The organism is Vibrio sp. SCSIO 43097, from assembly GCF_023650755.1.
Classification (GTDB): Bacteria; Pseudomonadota; Gammaproteobacteria; order Enterobacterales; family Vibrionaceae; genus Vibrio; species Vibrio alginolyticus.
This window is the reverse complement of record NZ_CP071840.1, coordinates 2,138,013-2,155,807: the sequence shown is the minus strand read 5'-3', so window position 1 is coordinate 2,155,807 and position 17,795 is coordinate 2,138,013. Positions and strand designations below refer to the sequence as shown.

Annotated in this window: 13 protein-coding genes and 1 pseudogene; 4 read left to right on the top strand and 10 right to left on the bottom strand. The window is 43.7% G+C overall.

What is annotated here, in order from left to right; translation table 11 throughout:
• Window positions 1-55 precede the first annotated feature (55 nt).
• Window positions 56-2,344, top strand: a pseudogene (locus tag J4N40_RS10545) (acyl-CoA dehydrogenase).
• A 177-nt stretch (window positions 2,345-2,521) separates the two neighbouring features.
• Complete coding sequence (gene fabV / locus J4N40_RS10540) at window positions 2,522-3,727, top strand: enoyl-ACP reductase FabV (protein ID WP_250654236.1); 1,206 nt, start codon at window positions 2,522-2,524, stop codon at window positions 3,725-3,727.
• 78 nt (window positions 3,728-3,805) lie between these two features.
• Here the strand turns inward: fabV and J4N40_RS10535 are convergent, their stop codons facing one another.
• Together J4N40_RS10535 and J4N40_RS10530 are read right to left on the bottom strand one after the other, a co-directional pair.
• Window positions 3,806-5,488, bottom strand: coding sequence for an aspartate:alanine antiporter (locus J4N40_RS10535; RefSeq protein WP_005378028.1), 1,683 nt, complete (start codon window positions 5,486-5,488; stop codon window positions 3,806-3,808).
• Window positions 5,489-5,663: 175 nt separating this feature from the next.
• Entirely contained in the window at window positions 5,664-5,930 is a 267-nt protein-coding gene (locus J4N40_RS10530; protein WP_005378026.1) for a GrxA family glutaredoxin, read from the bottom strand.
• Between the two features lie 377 nt (window positions 5,931-6,307).
• Here J4N40_RS10530 and J4N40_RS10525 point away from each other — a divergent pair, with 377 nt between their 5' ends.
• Window positions 6,308-7,552, top strand: a complete 1,245-nt coding sequence (locus J4N40_RS10525) for an iron-containing alcohol dehydrogenase (RefSeq protein WP_054576427.1) — start codon at window positions 6,308-6,310, stop codon at window positions 7,550-7,552.
• Between the two features lie 76 nt (window positions 7,553-7,628).
• Here the strand turns inward: J4N40_RS10525 and J4N40_RS10520 are convergent, their stop codons facing one another.
• The 5 genes from J4N40_RS10520 to J4N40_RS10500 form a co-directional block, all read right to left on the bottom strand.
• Window positions 7,629-8,483 (bottom strand): MurR/RpiR family transcriptional regulator, encoded by an 855-nt coding sequence (locus J4N40_RS10520; protein ID WP_005378021.1) that lies wholly within the window; start codon window positions 8,481-8,483, stop codon window positions 7,629-7,631.
• A gap of 311 nt (window positions 8,484-8,794) precedes the next feature.
• Complete coding sequence (gene panP / locus J4N40_RS10515) at window positions 8,795-10,441, bottom strand: pyridoxal-dependent aspartate 1-decarboxylase PanP (RefSeq protein WP_025766849.1); 1,647 nt, start codon at window positions 10,439-10,441, stop codon at window positions 8,795-8,797.
• A 211-nt stretch (window positions 10,442-10,652) separates the two neighbouring features.
• Window positions 10,653-11,165 carry a hypothetical protein gene (locus J4N40_RS10510; protein WP_017634875.1) on the bottom strand — a complete coding sequence of 171 codons (513 nt, stop codon included), beginning with the start codon at window positions 11,163-11,165 and terminating at the stop codon, window positions 10,653-10,655.
• 208 nt (window positions 11,166-11,373) lie between these two features.
• Window positions 11,374-12,279 carry a LysO family transporter gene (locus J4N40_RS10505; protein ID WP_005378011.1) on the bottom strand — a complete coding sequence of 302 codons (906 nt, stop codon included), beginning with the start codon at window positions 12,277-12,279 and terminating at the stop codon, window positions 11,374-11,376.
• A 146-nt stretch (window positions 12,280-12,425) separates the two neighbouring features.
• Window positions 12,426-13,346 (bottom strand): HDOD domain-containing protein, encoded by a 921-nt coding sequence (locus tag J4N40_RS10500; RefSeq protein ID WP_025766846.1) that lies wholly within the window; start codon window positions 13,344-13,346, stop codon window positions 12,426-12,428.
• A 369-nt stretch (window positions 13,347-13,715) separates the two neighbouring features.
• On the opposite strand from J4N40_RS10500, the gene J4N40_RS10495 reads away from it, so the two are divergent.
• Window positions 13,716-14,303, top strand: a complete 588-nt coding sequence (locus J4N40_RS10495) for a TfoX/Sxy family DNA transformation protein (RefSeq protein WP_005378007.1) — start codon at window positions 13,716-13,718, stop codon at window positions 14,301-14,303.
• 193 nt (window positions 14,304-14,496) lie between these two features.
• Here J4N40_RS10495 and J4N40_RS10490 read toward each other — a convergent pair whose 3' ends face one another.
• The 3 genes from J4N40_RS10490 to J4N40_RS10480 form a co-directional block, all read right to left on the bottom strand.
• Window positions 14,497-15,045, bottom strand: a complete 549-nt coding sequence (locus J4N40_RS10490) for a hypothetical protein (RefSeq protein WP_005378006.1) — start codon at window positions 15,043-15,045, stop codon at window positions 14,497-14,499.
• 291 nt (window positions 15,046-15,336) lie between these two features.
• Window positions 15,337-15,834 (bottom strand): response regulator, encoded by a 498-nt coding sequence (locus J4N40_RS10485; protein WP_047100727.1) that lies wholly within the window; start codon window positions 15,832-15,834, stop codon window positions 15,337-15,339.
• Window positions 15,831-17,771 (bottom strand): ATP-binding protein, encoded by a 1,941-nt coding sequence (locus J4N40_RS10480; RefSeq protein WP_250654235.1) that lies wholly within the window; start codon window positions 17,769-17,771, stop codon window positions 15,831-15,833. The genes J4N40_RS10485 and J4N40_RS10480 overlap by 4 nt, the downstream gene beginning before the upstream one ends.
• Window positions 17,772-17,795: the final 24 nt, after the last annotated feature.

The window sequence follows — 17,795 nt, the reverse complement described above, 5'->3', positions numbered from 1 at the left end:
AAACCAATAATAAGATTATACCCCGAGCGGTTACGTGAACAAAAGGATCTGAACTATGAGCTCTCTACGAAGAAAATGGATTAGTGACCCGGCTTTTAAAGTGTTCAAAAAAGTATTGCCACCTCTGTCTAGCACCGAGAAAGAGGCGATGGAAGCGGGTAGTGTATGGTGGGATGCCGAACTATTCTCAGGCAAGCCAAACTTCACAACATTGCATCATTATCCAACGCCTACACTGACGGCAGAAGAGCAGTCATTTATGGATAATGAGCTTGAAACCCTGCTAGAAATGCTTGATGACCAGAAGATTGTCAAAGAAGACAGGGATTTACCGCCTGAAGTATGGGAGTACCTACGTAAAGAGCGATTTTTCTCTTTGATCATCTCGAAAGCATATGGTGGTCGTGAATTTTCCGCTTTGGCGAACTCAACCATTGTTTCTCGTATTGCGACTCGAAGTATCAGTACCGCGGTATCGGTAATGGTACCGAACTCTCTTGGCCCTGGTGAGCTGCTATCGCACTATGGTACGCAAGAGCAAAAAGATTACTGGTTGCCTCGTTTAGCTGATGGTACAGACATCCCTTGTTTCGCCCTAACTGGCCCTGAAGCGGGTTCTGATGCAGGTGGCATACCTGATCAAGGCGTGGTTTGTTACGGCACCCATGAAGGCAAAGAAGTGCTTGGCGTGCGAGTTAGTTGGAATAAACGCTACATCACGCTTGCGCCAGTTGCGACAGTGCTCGGGTTAGCATTTAAACTGCAGGATCCTGAAGGGCTACTTGGAGACAAGAAAGAGGTTGGCATTACATGTGCGTTGATTCCCGCTGACCATGAAGGTGTCGAGATAGGCGAGCGCCATGATCCTCTGGGGTCTGCGTTCATGAATGGCCCAACTCGTGGTGAAGATGTCTTCATCCCTATGGACTGGTTGATCGGTGGCGCTGATTACGCAGGTAAAGGTTGGCGTATGCTGGTTGAGTGTCTTTCTGCTGGTCGTGGTATCTCTCTTCCAGCGCTTGGCACAGCGATTGGTCACCTTACTACACGTACAACAGGTGCTTATGCTTACGTGCGTAAACAGTTTGGAATGTCGATCGGTAAGTTTGAAGGTGTTGCAGAAGCAATGGGGCGCATTGGTGGTCTTACTTACCTACTAGAAGCGACGCGTACGCTAACGACGACTTCTCTCGATATGAAAGAAAAACCTGGGATTGTAACCGCGATTGCCAAGTACCACATGACGGAAATCGCGCGTACCATTCTAAATGATTCGTTTGATATCCATGCGGGTCGTGCGATTCAAGATGGCCCAATGAACTATCTTGCTAAACATTACCTTGGTATCCCGGTTGCTATCACCGTTGAAGGCGCGAATATTCTGACTCGTAACCTGATGATTTTTGGTCAAGGTGCGACTCGATGTCACCCATATGTTCTAAAAGAAATGGAAGCAGCGGCGAATCCAGATTCTGAACAAGGTGCGAAAGAATTTGACAACTTACTCTTTAAACACATCAAGCACGCGCTCGGTAATACATTCGGTGCATTTGGTGCAGCACTAACTGGTTCTCGATTTGTTAACGCGCACATGAGTGGCCCAACGCAGCAATACTACAAAGACATTACTCGTCTCAGTCGTGCACTTGCAGTAAGTGCAGACTTTGCGATGTTAACCTTAGGTGGAGACTTGAAGCGTAAAGAAATGATCTCCGCACGTTTGGGTGATGGATTAAGCTATCTATACATGGCATCTGCTGCCTTGAAAAAAGTATGAAGATGAAGGCCGTCAACAAGGCGATCTAGACTTCGTTCATTACGCTGTTCAACACTGTTTGTATAACGCTTCTAAGTCATTAAATGAGGCTTACACCAACTTCCCTGTGAAATACGTTGGCGGTGTGCTTAAGGGGCTATTGTTCCCGCTTGGTAATCATTTCAATAAGCCAAGTGATGAGCTGTGTGTGAATTTGGCTGAAGCGATGATGACGCCAGGCGCGCAACGTGATCGCCTCACGCATCTGTGCTACATCGGAAAATCAGAGGAGAGGATGACAGCGTAGGCTTAATGGAGAATGCATTCCTTGCAATGTACGACATTAAACCTTTGGAGCGTAAACTTATGAAGGCTGCGAAGGATGGTAAAGTGGCTCGTAAAGGTCTGCTACATGATCGTTTGCAGCAAGCATTTGAAGCAGGCGTGTTAACTGAACAAGAAATTGATCAAATCATGGCTGCAGATAAATTGCGCTACAAGGCGATTCAAGTTGACCACTTTAGTCATGACTTTTCTGAAGTGCGAACTCATAGCCCAAAAAAGTCGCAGTTGAATCCGGCGGCATAATAGACAACTAATGTTAAGAAAAGCACCTCAATGAGGTGCTTTTTTGTATTCTTGGGGAGTGGATGGTGGGATAGTGCTCCAACCACTTGCCTTTTAAGAGCATTTTTACAGAAAATTAGATGCGCGAAATCCCAACGAAACTTTTATCCTAACAAGGTTTTTTAAAGGAAGTTGAATATGATCATCAAACCTAGAATTCGTGGATTTATCTGTACTACAACGCACCCTGTTGGTTGTGAAGCTAACGTAAAAGAACAAATTGCGTACACCAAAGCGCAAGGTCCAATCAAAAACGCACCTAAGCGTGTTCTTGTTGTTGGTGCATCAAGTGGCTACGGTCTATCTTCTCGTATCGCTGCGGCATTTGGTGGCGGTGCATCAACTATCGGTGTTTTCTTCGAAAAAGAAGGTACTGAGAAGAAGCCAGGTACAGCAGGTTTTTACAATGCCGCTGCTTTTGAAAAGCTAGCGCGTGAAGAAGGTCTGTACGCAAAAAGCTTAAACGGCGACGCTTTCTCAAATGAAGCGAAACAGAAAACTATCGAGCTGCTGATCAAAGAAGACTTAGGTCAAATCGATATGGTGGTTTACTCACTGGCATCTCCAGTACGTAAAATGCCAGAAACTGGTGAATTAGTTCGTTCATCTCTTAAACCTATCGGTGAAACTTACACATCAACGGCTGTTGATACCAACAAAGATGTGATCATCGAAGCTAGCGTTGAGCCTGCAACAGAAGAAGAAATCAAAGACACTGTCACTGTAATGGGCGGTGAAGATTGGGAACTTTGGATCAATGCGTTGTCTGATGCTGGTGTTCTTGCTGAAGGTTGTAAGACCGTCGCGTACAGCTACATTGGTACTGAGCTAACTTGGCCAATTTATTGGGATGGTGCACTAGGTAAAGCAAAAATGGACCTAGACCGTGCAGCGAAAGCGCTAAACGACAAGTTAGCAGCAACAGGTGGTAGTGCCAATGTTGCGGTACTTAAATCTGTTGTAACTCAGGCGAGTTCTGCAATTCCTGTTATGCCACTGTACATCGCAATGGTATTCAAGAAAATGCGCGAAGAAGGTGTACACGAAGGCTGTATGGAACAAATCTACCGTATGTTCAGCCAACGTCTATACAAAGAAGACGGTAGCGCGGCAGAAGTTGATGAGATGAACCGCCTACGTCTGGATGACTGGGAACTTCGTGACGACATTCAGCAGCACTGTCGTGAGCTATGGCCTCAAATTACGACTGAGAACCTAAAAGAGCTGACTGACTACGTTGAGTACAAAGAAGAGTTCTTGAAACTATTTGGTTTCGGCGTTGAAGGCGTAGATTACGAAGCGGATGTGAATCCAGCAGTTGAAGCAGACTTCATTCAAATCTAATCGAATCACAGACTAGATAACCAATAAACAAAAGGCGCTCATTGAGCGCCTTTTTGTATTTCATAGTCAAAGTGAGTATTAACTTAGTATTATCAGAATCGTACCAGCTAGCGTCATTAAAATATTCGCAATCGCATAGGTACCCGCATAACCAAGGGCAGGGATGGTGGACTTAGCGTAGTCGTTAACGACATCCATAGCTGGAGCGCAAGTACGGGCGCCAATAATGGCACCGAAGAGCAGAGCACGGTTCATCTTGAGTACGTGTGCGCCAACTAAGTAAGCCAGAACTACAGGCACAACACTGACAATAAATGCCAAACCAATGACTTTTGGTCCTACTTGCGTTAGGTGCTCGAACATCTTTCCACCTGCACTTAGACCAATTCCCACCATAAAGAACATTAACCCTAGATCTTTGACCATATTCAGCGCCCCTTGTGGGACATAACCGAAAGTAGGGTGATTTGCTCGTAAGAAACCAAGCGTAATACCGGACAACAGAAGACCCACCGCATTACCCAAACTGAAAGACACCTGACCGAACGTCATTGTGATGAGGCCAAACAGAATACCCAAAATAAAGAAGCTACAAAAAGCGAGCAAATCGGCCATTTGACTGTGGATCGAGATGAAACCGATTTTTTCCGCCAGTCCATGTACTCGGCTTTTCTCGCCGCTCACTTGAAGGACGTCCCCTTTAGCGAGCACAATGTCTAAGTCCATAGGCATTTCAATCTGAGCGCGAACTACGCGGTTTAAGAAACAGCCAAACTCAGACAAATTCAAATCCGATAAACGTTTACCAGCGATAGCGTCACTTTTTACGACGATTTCTTCTTCAACGATGCGTAAATCAAGCAAGTTACGGTCGAATACTTCTTTACCATTACGGAAGCTAGGGTCTAATCGAGCATGGCTGTCAGGGAAGCCAACCAGTGCAATTTCATCTCCCTCTTGCAAGATAGCATCACCATCTGGGTGGGCGAGAATACCATTGCGACGGATTCGTTCAATGTAACAGCCAGTTTGACGATAAATACCCAGTTCTCGCAAGTTTTTACCATCAGTCCAGTCAATTAGCTCTGGGCCCACTCGGTAAGCTCGAATAATGGGTAAATACACTTTTCTCTGGCTTGAATTTCCAAGGCCACGCTCTTGTGCGATTTGCTGCGCGGAGTCAGAAAGGTTTTGTTTTTGCAGTTTTGGCAACAATTTAGCAAACATGATCATGCTAATTAAGCCGACCAGATAAGCCATCGCGTAGCCTACGGATAGATTTTCTAATACCAGAGAAAATTCCATATTCCGCGGTATAGTCGCAAGGCCAGAGTTAAGAGCATCTTGTGCACCAACCAGTACTGGCGTTGCGGTCAATGCGCCTGCCATCATACCGGCGGATAAGCCAAAATCGAGGCCGAAATAGTGACTCAAACCATACGTTAAGCTGACCGCAGACACGAGAACAGTCATGCTTAAAATAAAATAATGCTTACCATCTCTGAAGAATATACCAAAAAAGTTTGGTCCAGCTTCAATGCCAACGCAGTAGATAAACAGCATAAAGCCAATGGTTAAAGCTTCTGCATTAAATGAGAAACCAAGGTGGCCCATTACCAAAGAGGTAATAAGAACGCCAATAGAGTTGCCTAATTGTAATTTGCCAAATCGAATTTTTCCGATGGCAAGGCCAATGGCTAATACGACGAAGATTAGAAGGATAGGGTTTTGCTCAAGAAGGTATACGACGTCTATGTTCACTGTGTGGCTCGGTAGAGTGTGTGCCAAAAAAGATTAAGAACTGTGAATTGTAACTAAATATAGCAAAAAGATAAGTGAATTTTTTTAGGTTTTACCATTAGTTGACTTAACGTAATAACCAGCTGAAAAATAATAAAAAAGCCGCATGAAGCGGCTTTTTTGAAAACAGTCTTTATTACTCGTCAAATAGACCTAGGTGCTCTTTCGCGTATGCTTCGAATTCGTCGCAGCCACCGATGTGCTCTTGGTCGATAAAGATCTGGGGAACGGTTTCAACTGGTTTACCAACTGTTTTCTCAAGATCTGCTTTAGAAATACCCTCAGCGTGAATATCAACGTAACGGTAGTTGAAGTCATCACGTTTTGCTTTTAGCGTTTCTGCGTGCTCTTTTGCACGAACACAGAAAGGACATGCAGGGCGACCAAAGATAACAACGAACATAATCTTATTTCTCCTAAATCTATTCTTTTTTGAAAGCGTACAAAACATAGCGGCTGAGTGCGCTTTCTTTTGTTGGAGTAACTATGCCCGATCCAGATACGGAAATAAAGCGGCAATTACCTCTTGGTTCTATAGGTGAAATCTATCGAATAAAAACTAAACGCGCGTGCTTATTTTACGGCTCTGAAGTATGTGAAGTGACGCATAAAAAACATACATTCTAAAGGGTTAATGATGGCAAGGTGGAATTGGTCAATTTTTTTTGTTTAAAAAAATAGCAATCTATTTTGGCTATACGCAAATAACTTCAACTCTTACATAAGTGTTAAATCAGAGGGCGAGAGGTTATTTGGGTATATTCTTTTGGGAGGGTGTGTATGTTTCAGTTTATGACTGCAACAAGGATTATATTTGGTGAAGGTGCACTTCAATCTTCATTGTCCGTTATTAACCAATTTGGCTACAGTGTTTTGCTGGTTACTGGGCAGGATACCCAACGAGCCGCCCCCATTATCCAATATCTTAAAGCTCAAAATATGCGTTACCAGCACGTAGCTATCGTTGGTGAACCATACATCACGATGGTAGAAGAGACCGCAGTGCTCGGTAGAAAATTCCAACCTGATATGGTGGTTGCGATAGGTGGTGGCAGCGTCATCGATATGGGCAAAGCCTTAGCTGCCATTATTCCCAATCAAGGCAATGTTTACGATTACGTAGAAGTGGTAGGAAGAAGCGTCCCTTTAAAAGCAAAGCCTCTTCATTTTATTGCAATTCCTACGACAGCAAGCACTGGTTCAGAAGTGACCAGAAATGCTGTGCTGAAATCTGGACAAGATAAAGTGAAAGTGAGTCTTCGAAGCCCTGATATGCTCGCAGACGTTGCCATTGTAGACCCGACACTTACTTACGGGACCGACCAATACACATCTGGACGTGGCGCAATGGATGCGTTCACTCATTTAATGGAAGCGTATGTGTGTGGTGAGCCAAACCCTCTTACTGATATGGTCTGCGAAGAGGGGCTACGCCGTTTAAGCCGTTCAGTGATTGCCGCTTGTAAGCAAGATAATCATAAGGCGCGCTCTGATTTATCGTTCGCTGCATTGCTTGGTGGTATGGCGATTACTAATGCCAAATTAGGTGCTGCTCATGGGTTAGCATCGGCGTTAGGAGGCAAGTTAGACGCCCCCCATAGCGTTATTACGGCTCGCCTAGCTCCGCACGTGATGCAGGAGAACATTAACGCTGCTAAACTCGCGGGTAGGAATGATGTGATAAGTCGTTATCGTAAGCTGGCCCAATTAGTCACTGAGCGAGTAAATGCTAACGAACACGATGGAATTCTTTGGGTAAATATGGTGCTAGATAAGTTAGCGTTACCGCTACTGGCTCAATTTGGAGTATGCCAAACCTCTTTTGAGCAAGTGGCGAATGATGCGCTTAAATCAATGGCAATCAAAGGGAATCCTTTACCTCTTAATCAGGAACGTTTGATACACATATTGCAGCAAGTCTGTGATTGTAGTGGAGAGTGTGTAGCAGAGAGTGCACAACATGTCAGTTCTGTTGAAGTACTGGAATCAAGAACGGACTTATCGAGTGTCAACGACTTAGGGTGATTGCTCCCTTAGCGGCATTAAAACAAAAGGGGAGCCTTGAGCTCCCCTAGATAAAGTATTGACTAAGCTTTAGTGCTTAGTACTGGCTTAGTTTGTCATAGCGACTGTCTTTCAACGCATCTTTTACGCGTTTTAGGTTCTCACGGAAACCTGTACCACGGCGAAGAGTGAAGCCAGTTGCTAGCACATCAATCACTGTCATTTGTACAACCCGGCTTGCCATTGGCATGTAAACGTCGGTATCTTCTGGAATATCGAGCGTGATGGCCAGCGAGCTTGCCTTTTCTAGAGGAGAATCCTTCGCTGTAATCGCAATAACCGTTGCGCCATTTTCACGAGCAAGGTTCGCTATTTCTACCTGACTCTTTGTTCGACCGGTATGAGAAATAAGAACCACAACATCATTATCACTGCAGTTGATACAACTCATGCGCTGCATAACAATATCTTCAAAACAAGTAATTGGAATATTAAAGCGAATAAACTTGTTTTGTGCGTCTCGGGCAACAGAAGATGATGCACCAAGGCCAAAGAATGAAATGCGCTTCGCTTGCGTTAGCAAATCGACCGCACGGTTCACTTGCATTGGATCTAGGCTATTTTTCGCGACATCTAAACAGGCCATCGTCGATTCGAAAATCTTATGGGTGTACGCGTCTGGGCCATCGTCTTCTTCCACATTACGGTTAACGTAAGGGGTGCCGTTTGCTAGGCTCTGTGCCAAGTGAAGCTTAAAATCTGGAAAGCCCTTGGTGTCCAGACGACGACAGAAGCGGTTTACAGTGGGCTCACTAACGTCAGCCATTTTAGCCAGCGTTGCAATGCTTGAATGAATTGCAGTTTGTGGAGACGCCATAATTACTTCCGCAACTTTGCGCTCTGACTTACTGAAATTCTCCAGGTTTTTTTGAATTTTTTCTAATGTATTCATAGTGTTCACGAGGGTATAGAGAACAACTCGCTGGCTCTGCTAACGAAAGGAAACACGAAGATTCCGGAGTAGAGTGGGGCGTTAACGAAAACAACCAGCGCCATAGAATCAGTATAAACCTGATCTTCAATCAGTCTAAACCAATAACGGGTACTATTTAGTGAGAATTTGACAGGCCTCAAACAAAATGTTGTAAAAACTACAGAATTGGATGTGTAAACGAAGTTTTGTTGCGCTAGTCGCACGATAATGATGTTTGAGTTACATCAAAACGAAAAAAAATTTCAAATTGATGTAACTCGATCTGGCTGTTAAGACGATTGAATATCAACAACCAGCTGTTGAATTCTTTTCATCAAATTTGGTGCTTGCTTGGCGATTTCGCGTTGTTCATCAAGCACTGAGCTCAAAATTTCTTTTGTGGTCAGTGGATTTGCCAAAACCACTCGAAACACTATCGTATTCATGCGTTGCCATTGGTCTGGGTTCAGTCTTGTACGTGAAACGAACGATTTGCCCGTTTCGCGCTGACGCTTTTGAATAAACTGTGTTAACTCATTGATCAGCTCATTCAGTTGTTCTTTTTGTGAGCCTTCTGCTTGTGCTAATGCTTCACGGATGAATGGCGGCAAATAACGGTATGTGAGCAGACAAAGCTCTGGTTCAGAAACTAACTCGAAATCATCTTGCTGTTTGATTAAATCCGCAAAGTATCGAGCTTTTTCAATGCTTTGGTCAATCAGAAGCTCGTAACCTGGGCGACTTATGATGTGCATTGCGGCGTAGACCAACATCGCCATGCCCGAACGTGAGCCTTCTAGTGTATGGCTGCCTAGGTCTTTTGAACCTTTGCGCAATATATATTGAGCGTGATGCTCTATGGATTTCATTGCGTCAGGGTCTTTGAACAGAACCATACCAGCGCCCATCGGGATATAGAGCTGCTTGTGTGCATCAATAGTTACTGAGTCTGCCATTTCCACACCTTTAAGAAGATGACGGTGATGGTTAGACATCAGTGTTGCGCCACCCCATGCGGCATCCACATGGAAGTGACAGCTGTGAGCTTGGCAGACTTCAGCGATTTCAGGCAATGGATCAACATTACCTGTCTCTGTTGTGCCAGCCACACCAATAACAGCAATAGGCTTGATGTTTTGTTTTTCGAGCTCAACAATTTTCGCTTTCAGGTCGTTGACAATAATACGGTTGTTGGCATCGGTTTTAACCGCAACCAAGCCCTCTTGGCCTAGCCCTAATACATCGGCTGCTTTCTTAAGGGAGTAGTGACCACGCTCAGACACTAGCACCGCTAAGCCATCATAGCCATAGTGCTTCATGGCTTTAAAAAGGCCTTCCTTTTCAACGCCTTTAAATGAGCCATTGGCTCTTAACGCTTTGTTACGTGCTACCCAAAGCGCAGTGATATTGGCAATGGTGCCGCCGGAACAAAATGCGCCTAATGAGTGGTTTGCACTGTGCATCCACTGATTGTAAAACGTATCATTCTGACCATATATCAAGCGATGCAGCATACCCAAAACTTGACGCTCAAGTGGCGTAAAGGCTTTGGAAGTCTCTATTTTTACCAGGTTTTGGTTTAAGGCGATCATGATCTTTGACAGTGGCATCAAGAAATAAGGCAGTGCCGATGTCATATGACCAATGAAGCTTGGTGAAGATGTGTGAACTGAGTGCGACACCAAAGTGTCGAGTAAGTGCTCTGTATGATCTGACACGAACTCTGGCTGCTCAGGAATCTGAGCAGAAGAAAAGTCTTTTTCGATTTCGCGTAAAGGCTTTTCTTCTGCCACGATGTGTTCACGAAGAAATTGATTTAGATTTCGCGAGAGGCTCTCGTCAATTTTAGTTAACGTTGAGTCCGGACCTTCTGGGACAGTGAAGATCTTTAGCAAGCTCTCAAAGCTAACATCAGCGGTTTTTTGTTCCTTAACCATAGCAAAGAATCTTTGTAGTTATTTTGGTAATGCGAGCGGCACAATCTAAACTAAAACGGGCGCAAAGTCCCGTTTTAATTGTTGAAACCCAAGTTGTAGAAATGAAAATTTTAGGTGAAGGTTACGATATTCACATTAAAAAATTCTAGATTGAGTACGTTAAAACATTCTAGTGTTTTTGAATGCTAATCAACGACTAATGCGAGCAACCTTAGTCACATTTCTGCTTTTCAATCTTTTCTATTGACTGATTGTACTTATTAAGTGCGGTATCAATTTGTTGGGGATGACTAAGCAGATCAGCGAATGCTGAACGAAGCTCGTAGTTTTTGGGGTGGTTAGTTGATTGACGGTCGCTAAATGTCTGTTTTGCAACTTCACCTAACTTATCGCTTCGGGTCGCTAACTGCTTAACGTCATGTTGCTCTAGTTTTAACCATGCTTCGATTGGCTGTTCCGTCGCAACGCGGCTAGGGTCGTTCTCTAGAAAGTAGTGAACCGCTTCGCGGTTTAATTCAAAGTGATGTTTACGTCCATCCAAGAACCATTGACTCACTTCTTTCAGATCTGGATATTGGGTAACCGTCAAATCAACAAGATCTTGATACCACTGTAGTGAGGCATCGACGTAGCCATCGTATTTGCTAGCAAGACATTGTTGATCTGCGGCAAGCGTAAAAGTTGAGCTTGTAGCGAGGAGCGCTGCAACGACAAAGCGTTTCATTCTTCTTCCTTCTGGTTGTTATCCCTTTATTAACGCAATGCACATCAGTTGATGTTTCTCCCTTCTTTCTATTTGGTCGTGACAAATCGTTGGGCTGAATGACGAAAAGAAAGAGGGGTCTTGCCAAAAAATATTGACCACTTTGACGTTAACTGGGTATTTAAATTTTTGCCGTATTGTAATGGATGTTAAAGCGAAAACCTGAGATCTAGCTAGCAAGTGATACAAAGAAAAGCATCATAACTGGTACCAATAAACTCAAAATAAAGCCGCTAACGATAGCAACAGGAACACAACGCACACCACCGGTAGTTTGAATAACGGGTAGGGTGAAGTCCATTGCTGTTGCACCGGCATAACCAATTGCGGTGCACGGATAGCTACGAATAAAGAGAGGAATGGCAACCAGTGCGACTAACTCTCTCATCAATTCAATCAAGAACGACGCGCCACCAAATACCGGACCAAAAGCGTCACCCATTAAAATACCTGCGAGTGAATACCAGCCAAAACCTGAAGCCATTGCGAGTGCTTGATAAAGAGGAAGATCCAAAAGCACCGCTGCAAGAACGCCACCAAGCATACATGTTGCGATGACAACAGCCGCAATGGCCATTCCTTGTTTATTTAATAGGATTTGACGCAGAGTAAGTCCACTATTGCGCAGCTGAATACCAATAAAAAATAGAAGTAGAAAGAGTATCCATTCGCTTGCTGTATCTACCCAACTCAAATCAATGGGTAACAGCAGGCCAACCACTAACCCTCCGCCAACGACCACGATAAGCTTAACTGACTCTAAAGCCATCGAAGATAACGGTAGCTTCTTTTGATTCTGATTGGTCTGGAGTGGAATAATTTTATCAATAATAGGCAGAGCCAACAGGTTGCAGGCACTTAGACACAAAAAAAACGTACTCGCATAGAGGAGAATACTTTGTAAGTTGCTGCTTAAATTATCGAGCGCCGCCAAACTAAGACCCATCAACGACAAAATGACGTAAATAAGGTAGGACGTTGACTGATTGATCTTCTCCAATAACGAAGATCGAGATATAGGAATTAGATACCCCACCACAAGCGGAGCGAAAATAAATAGCATCCCTGAAAACATAAAGCTCAATGATTCCTTTTTGAGATAACATCAACACGCATAAATCAAATTATCTATCGGTTGAAATTAAAGACATTTCACCACACACAGCTCAGCCTTGAGCGAATCGTTTTATCACGGATAAGGTATTATCAGAAAGCGATAAATTACAAACCGCTAGCATTGAGTACAGCACGGATTTGATCATTGAAGTCAGTATCACTCATGTTACTAAGTTCATACAAGACTTCTGCACCAGTTAAGTTGAATTCAACTTCATGTTCGTCAATGCGTTCATCGTGATTGCGGAACATCAATAAATGATGCGCAATTCTAGCGATGTCGAGATAACTCACTTCTGGTCGCGTTAACTCGTATTTTTCATTTGAGGATACTTCTCTGAAGTCGTTGTCAAACCCCCAACGCTCAAGTACCAGTTTACTTGTGGCAGAACAACGTGTTTGGAAGATCTGCAATGCAATATCTGGGTCTAAGTAATTACCCCTATCTAAGTACAAGTGGTACTCATTAATTAGGCAAAATAACCCTATATCGGCTAATAGACCGACCAATAACGCCTTTTCTTGCTCTAGATGACCATAAGTGCCTGGCTCGTGGCTACGAAACGATTGAACCAACATCACCATGACGGCACCGAGCTCACGAGATATCGCCGCACTCTTCACCAAGATGGCATTGCATTCTTTAGTGAGATTAACTGAGTGTTTAAGTTGCTCGATCGCTTGTGCGGTAACAATATCACGTACACGAAGTATTCCGAGACGAGATACCGCTGTAGTTAAGTCGTTGCAGGTGATATTTCTGCGATTGAAAATCACAGAGTTAGCGACTCGTAAAACGACCGCTGCTAATCCGGGATCTTCCAATAAACAGTTAGCAACATCGGCAATCGTGGTGTGTTCTTCGACACATAACTGCTGAATTTTAAGCACGACATCAGGAATAGGAGGTAACGAAATCTTACCCGTGGAGATGGACTGTTCTACCAGCTGAGCAAACTCGGATTCCAGTGCGTTGATAAGCTTATCTTTATTATTTGGCAGCCAAAAAAATGATAAATGTTCCATTGTGACGCTGTACTTGAGATCTTTCGTACAGTGTACCCTTACAGCGTATTCTTTATCAATTAAATGCGTATTATGTGCCCGTAATTGCCAGCGAGATCATAATGATGGCGCGTTTTAGGCATGCTATGCGTCAAAAAAATATCACCACACGAACAATAAGTGTGAAACTAATCACGTATGCAGAATTTATACTTTTTTATATGTGACCTATGTCCTAACTTATTTTTCAACGTTAAGTATGATTAAGCAAGTTGGTGAGCACAACTCACAAAAATATCGCCAACAAATCGACATTTATAATTCGCTATAAGCTGCTGTTTATCTGGTGACATCGCTAATCGGGGTAATTTATTCAGATTAAAGAGGTCAATGGACATGACAGACCAAGCTTTTTTTAAATATGTACGCACCTTCAGTGAGTACCAAAAACGTTCTATGTTCGGTGGTATTGGTTTATTCACCGATGATGCTATGTTTGCGCTTGTCAGCAATGATTGCTGCTACTTACGTGGTGGTAATGGGCTAGATGAAGTGTTTACTCAACTGAGCTGTGAGAAGTATAAGCACGTCAAAAAACAGACGACGGCAACCGTAAATTATTATGATGTAACCGATTTATTCGAATCCGGATATGTAGGGCTTGATGAACTGGTACAGAAATCAATTGAATACTCAATTAAGGAACGGAAATATCAAAAGTCCTCTGCCAGTAGACGCTTAAGAGACTTACCCAACATGCAACTAACCCTTGAACGTATGGTCAAGAAAGCCGGTGTTGATGACGTAGAAACCTTTTTAGAACTTGGACCTGTAAAAGTCTTCAACAAAGTTAAAACGGCTTACGGTAATGATGTTGATGTAAAGCTACTGTGGAAATTTGCTGGTGCAACTGATGGCGTACATTGGAAACTGATCCAAGAGCCGCGTAAAAAACAGTTATTGGCACTGTGTGACTAAGCGAAGCTGATCGCACAATGATTGACTCGTTTCGATGGAGTTAGCGGGTCGTAAAGGCAAGTGTGAAAAGCGGAAAAAGGACGTTGAAGTTTTTTACCACTTCATTGAGTTAGTCATTAAATTAGACAAAAAAACCGAGGCAGAGACCTCGGTTTTTGTTTTTTTAATTTGCTCTTTTCTTACAGCACAAATCTTAAAACTTAAAACGCGTAGTGAACATTACCTGATCACCGTAAAAATCGTTGATACGTGCTTCAGCACCCAAAGAGAAAAGCTCTGTTGAGTGGAATCGAGCGTAGGCAGAGCCAGTCCAATCGTCATCGTTATCGATAGAAACGTAGCCGACTTTGCCGCCTACTTCTAATTGAGGGCCCAACCATTGACGAACACCTAAGTTAAGCTCCATACCAACATCTGTGCTGCTCTCATTCGAAGGTTGCACAACGCGCATTAGCATTTCACCAGTAAGATCTGCCCAGTTGTTTAGCGGAGAATGGAAGCCAAAGCCTGCAGCTGAGTCAAAATCACTTTCAAACTCAGAGTCAATACGAGCAATCACATGCGCGTTCGGGTGAATTGATTTGCTGAATCCAGCACCAAATGTCACAGGACTTGCGCCAATACGTGCTTCGAAATAGTCGTAGCTAAAGTTGCTCATAGTTGCTGGCGCATTGCGATCGTTTGCAGCTAGGGCATGGCTTGATGCCACTAGTAAGGCAGCGGCTAATAGTGTTTTACGCATAACTAACGATAAACCTTGTTCATTATTTCCATGGATTCAAGCAACCACTTGAACCGTAATCTGATTTGTCCGACATCATAATAAAAAGGAAGGTCGACGACCAACAAAAATGTGTCGATGTTTTGTCAATTAACTTAATAGTTCCTTGGTTTAAGCAAAAACTACGCCATATACGTAGTGTCCGAGAATTTCACTCGGACAAGTAACGATGTTTTTCTAACCTCGTTCGACTATGCGAGGTTAGGTGGTGCAATGAGCATCGTTGAGTTCAAGTTAGAACCAAACACTTTATTACTCGCCAAAGCTTGCTCTTCTTTCTGCCATGGCGTTGAGGATTGCCTCAGAATCAAGGGTTTGAGTCCAGGATAGCAGGTTATCATCATTCTCAATCACAAACGCGGTAAGCTGAGACACGATTGCCTTTCTCAATGCTTCGCCTTTCCAAGGTTTGGCAATGTAATAATCGAGACTCGCGTTATTTACGGCTTCTACGGTGTCTTCCAAACCGGCTTGTCCTGTGAGTAAAACTTTGCGCGCTGCTTTTGTGTCACCATTTTGACTGAGTTCGATTAAGAAGCTGATCCCAGTTTGTTCCGGCATAATGTGGTCACATAAAATGAGCGCAAGCTGAACTTCTTCTTCCGCCATTTCCTCGATCACTTGCCTTGCTTCAGTGACTGATTCCGCTCCCTCGACAATAAAATGTTCCTCAAAGGGAGCGAGATCCTGGAGCACGCTATCCAAGACTTCTCGTTCGTCATCGACACATAAAATTAAATACTTGGTCATATTTCATCTCCTTTTTCGATGACTGGTAACCAGACTGTCATTCGTGTGAACTTGTCGAGCTCTGATTCGACGTCAATCCATCCCTTATGTGCTGTCACGATTTGCTGGCAGATGGACAGCCCAATGCCTAAGCCAAAATTACCTTCTTTTTTTGTGGTGAAGTTCAGCTCGAAAATGGCGTCTCTTTGCGACTCAGGAATACCATATCCATTATCTTCAAATGAGATAACGGCATAATGTGTATGCTCTTTTTCTACAAGGCGTGTTTGTATGTTTAACACACCTTTCTCAGGAAATGCGTCAATGGCGTTAGAGACCAAGTTCGTCCACACCTGTTGGAGTGCGATCGGTTGACAAAGGATGGAAGGCAAGTTTGCATAGTCGGTTGAAACTTGGTGCATTTTTAATTTGTTCTCGAAAATCACCAAGGTGTCTTCAATACCCTCATGAATATCGGCATAGTGCAGGGTTTCATCATTTGACCGAGCATATCCTTTCAGGCTTTTTACCATATCAGCAATTCGTGCTGCACAGACATTAATTGAGCGAAGTGTGGAACCTGCTTTGTGGTATTGCTCAAGTGTATTGAGGGCATGATAAGACGCTTGCTGCGTTCTCGTTAGTTGGGTAAGTAGCTCGTGATCGGATTCTAAACCAAGGCTCACCACTTTCTTAGCTAATGCTCTGTCTGGAAGTGTATGGCTAAGCGCTTTTACGCGTGATCTGAGCTCGGCGGTTGAAGCGGGTTTTGAGGTTTGCGCTTTGCTCAGTAATTCAATGCCTTTGCTTTGTATATCGGAACTGGGCGCATCGTTAAGTAATCGTTCTAGCGTATGCGTTAAATTCTCTACGCCCCTTAATATCGCGGCTACTGGATTGTTTAGTTCGTGTGCCACTCCCGCAACCAATTGACCAAGCATCGCCATTTTTTCTCTTTCAATGAGCTGCTGGTGGGCTGATTCTAAAGATTCGAGCGTTTTTTGAAGTTGCAGTTTGGTGTTGATGCTTCTTTGCAATCGGCGGTTGAAGTGGCGTAAGAGCAAGTTTGTAAAAAGAGGCAGTAAGTTTGAGTCGCTTTGCATCACTTTATTGAATACGTTGCGATCGAGTTTGATAACTTCTGTTTTGGTTAGTGTCAGAGCTGTCGAGAAAGAACATTCCCCAGTAACAAACGACATGCCTCCGACAATATTCCCTTTGTTATGGCGTACAACCTCTCGCTGCATGCCTTGCTCATCGCGCTTGTACAGAGCCACTTCACCTTCGGTGATAAACCACAAAAAGCAATTTGGCTCGCCTTCCACGGTTAATAAGTGTTCAGGTGAGTATGTACGGCACGCTCTTGTTTCGTCATTATCTTTAAAAAATTGCTGGAGAGCGGAGATCACTTGCTCGGCTAACTCGGCATCAGACATCGAGTGGTAGTCGTGTAAGAATCCGGCTTGATAATGGCTCATCTGGTTATTGATGTGCGCTCGCAACAAGCTGTGATGATCCAATATCTGACTGTAACTTAGCAGGTCTTCTTTGCCATTTCGCAAGATAAATTGGGTCAGCTCTTTTTGCACTGTGTTAAATAAGACGTGATCTGGCAAAGGTTTAGTGAGGCAGTGGTCGAGCCTGCCCTCATTAACGGCAGTGAGAATTGCCTCTATATCAGACGAGCAGCTAATAAGAATTTTTCTTGCTTGCTCGGTATGTGGCATCCGGTCTAAACCAATAAGAAAATCCACGCCGTTAAAATGAGCGTGATGGCTCGCTATAACTAAAGCAACAGTCTGTTCTCTTTCTTCTAGATACTCTAAAGCGCTTTGAGCCTCTTCTATCGATTCGACAGAAAAAATATCAAACTTACTTGAGAAGGCAGACAGCTCCAATCGAAACTGTTCAGCACTGATTGGGTTGTTGTCGAGACACAACACAGCATAACGATTCACAGATGTTTTAGCTCCGGTTAAAAC

What these genes read in the sequence shown, in the direction of transcription:
- fabV (WP_250654236.1), top strand. Translation starts at nt 2,522, where the DNA reads ATGATCATCAAACCTAGAATTCGTGGATTTATCTGTACTACAACGCAC.
- J4N40_RS10510 (WP_017634875.1), bottom strand. Translation starts at nt 11,165, where the DNA reads ATGAAACGCTTTGTCGTTGCAGCGCTCCTCGCTACAAGCTCAACTTTT.
- J4N40_RS10490 (WP_005378006.1), bottom strand. Translation starts at nt 15,045, where the DNA reads ATGCGTAAAACACTATTAGCCGCTGCCTTACTAGTGGCATCAAGCCAT.
- J4N40_RS10520 (WP_005378021.1), bottom strand. Translation starts at nt 8,483, where the DNA reads ATGAATACATTAGAAAAAATTCAAAAAAACCTGGAGAATTTCAGTAAG.
- J4N40_RS10505 (WP_005378011.1), bottom strand. Translation starts at nt 12,279, where the DNA reads ATGTTTTCAGGGATGCTATTTATTTTCGCTCCGCTTGTGGTGGGGTAT.
- panP (WP_025766849.1), bottom strand. Translation starts at nt 10,441, where the DNA reads ATGGTTAAGGAACAAAAAACCGCTGATGTTAGCTTTGAGAGCTTGCTA.
- J4N40_RS10525 (WP_054576427.1), top strand. Translation starts at nt 6,308, where the DNA reads ATGTTTCAGTTTATGACTGCAACAAGGATTATATTTGGTGAAGGTGCA.
- J4N40_RS10530 (WP_005378026.1), bottom strand. Translation starts at nt 5,930, where the DNA reads ATGTTCGTTGTTATCTTTGGTCGCCCTGCATGTCCTTTCTGTGTTCGT.
- J4N40_RS10500 (WP_025766846.1), bottom strand. Translation starts at nt 13,346, where the DNA reads ATGGAACATTTATCATTTTTTTGGCTGCCAAATAATAAAGATAAGCTT.
- J4N40_RS10485 (WP_047100727.1), bottom strand. Translation starts at nt 15,834, where the DNA reads ATGACCAAGTATTTAATTTTATGTGTCGATGACGAACGAGAAGTCTTG.
- J4N40_RS10495 (WP_005378007.1), top strand. Translation starts at nt 13,716, where the DNA reads ATGGACATGACAGACCAAGCTTTTTTTAAATATGTACGCACCTTCAGT.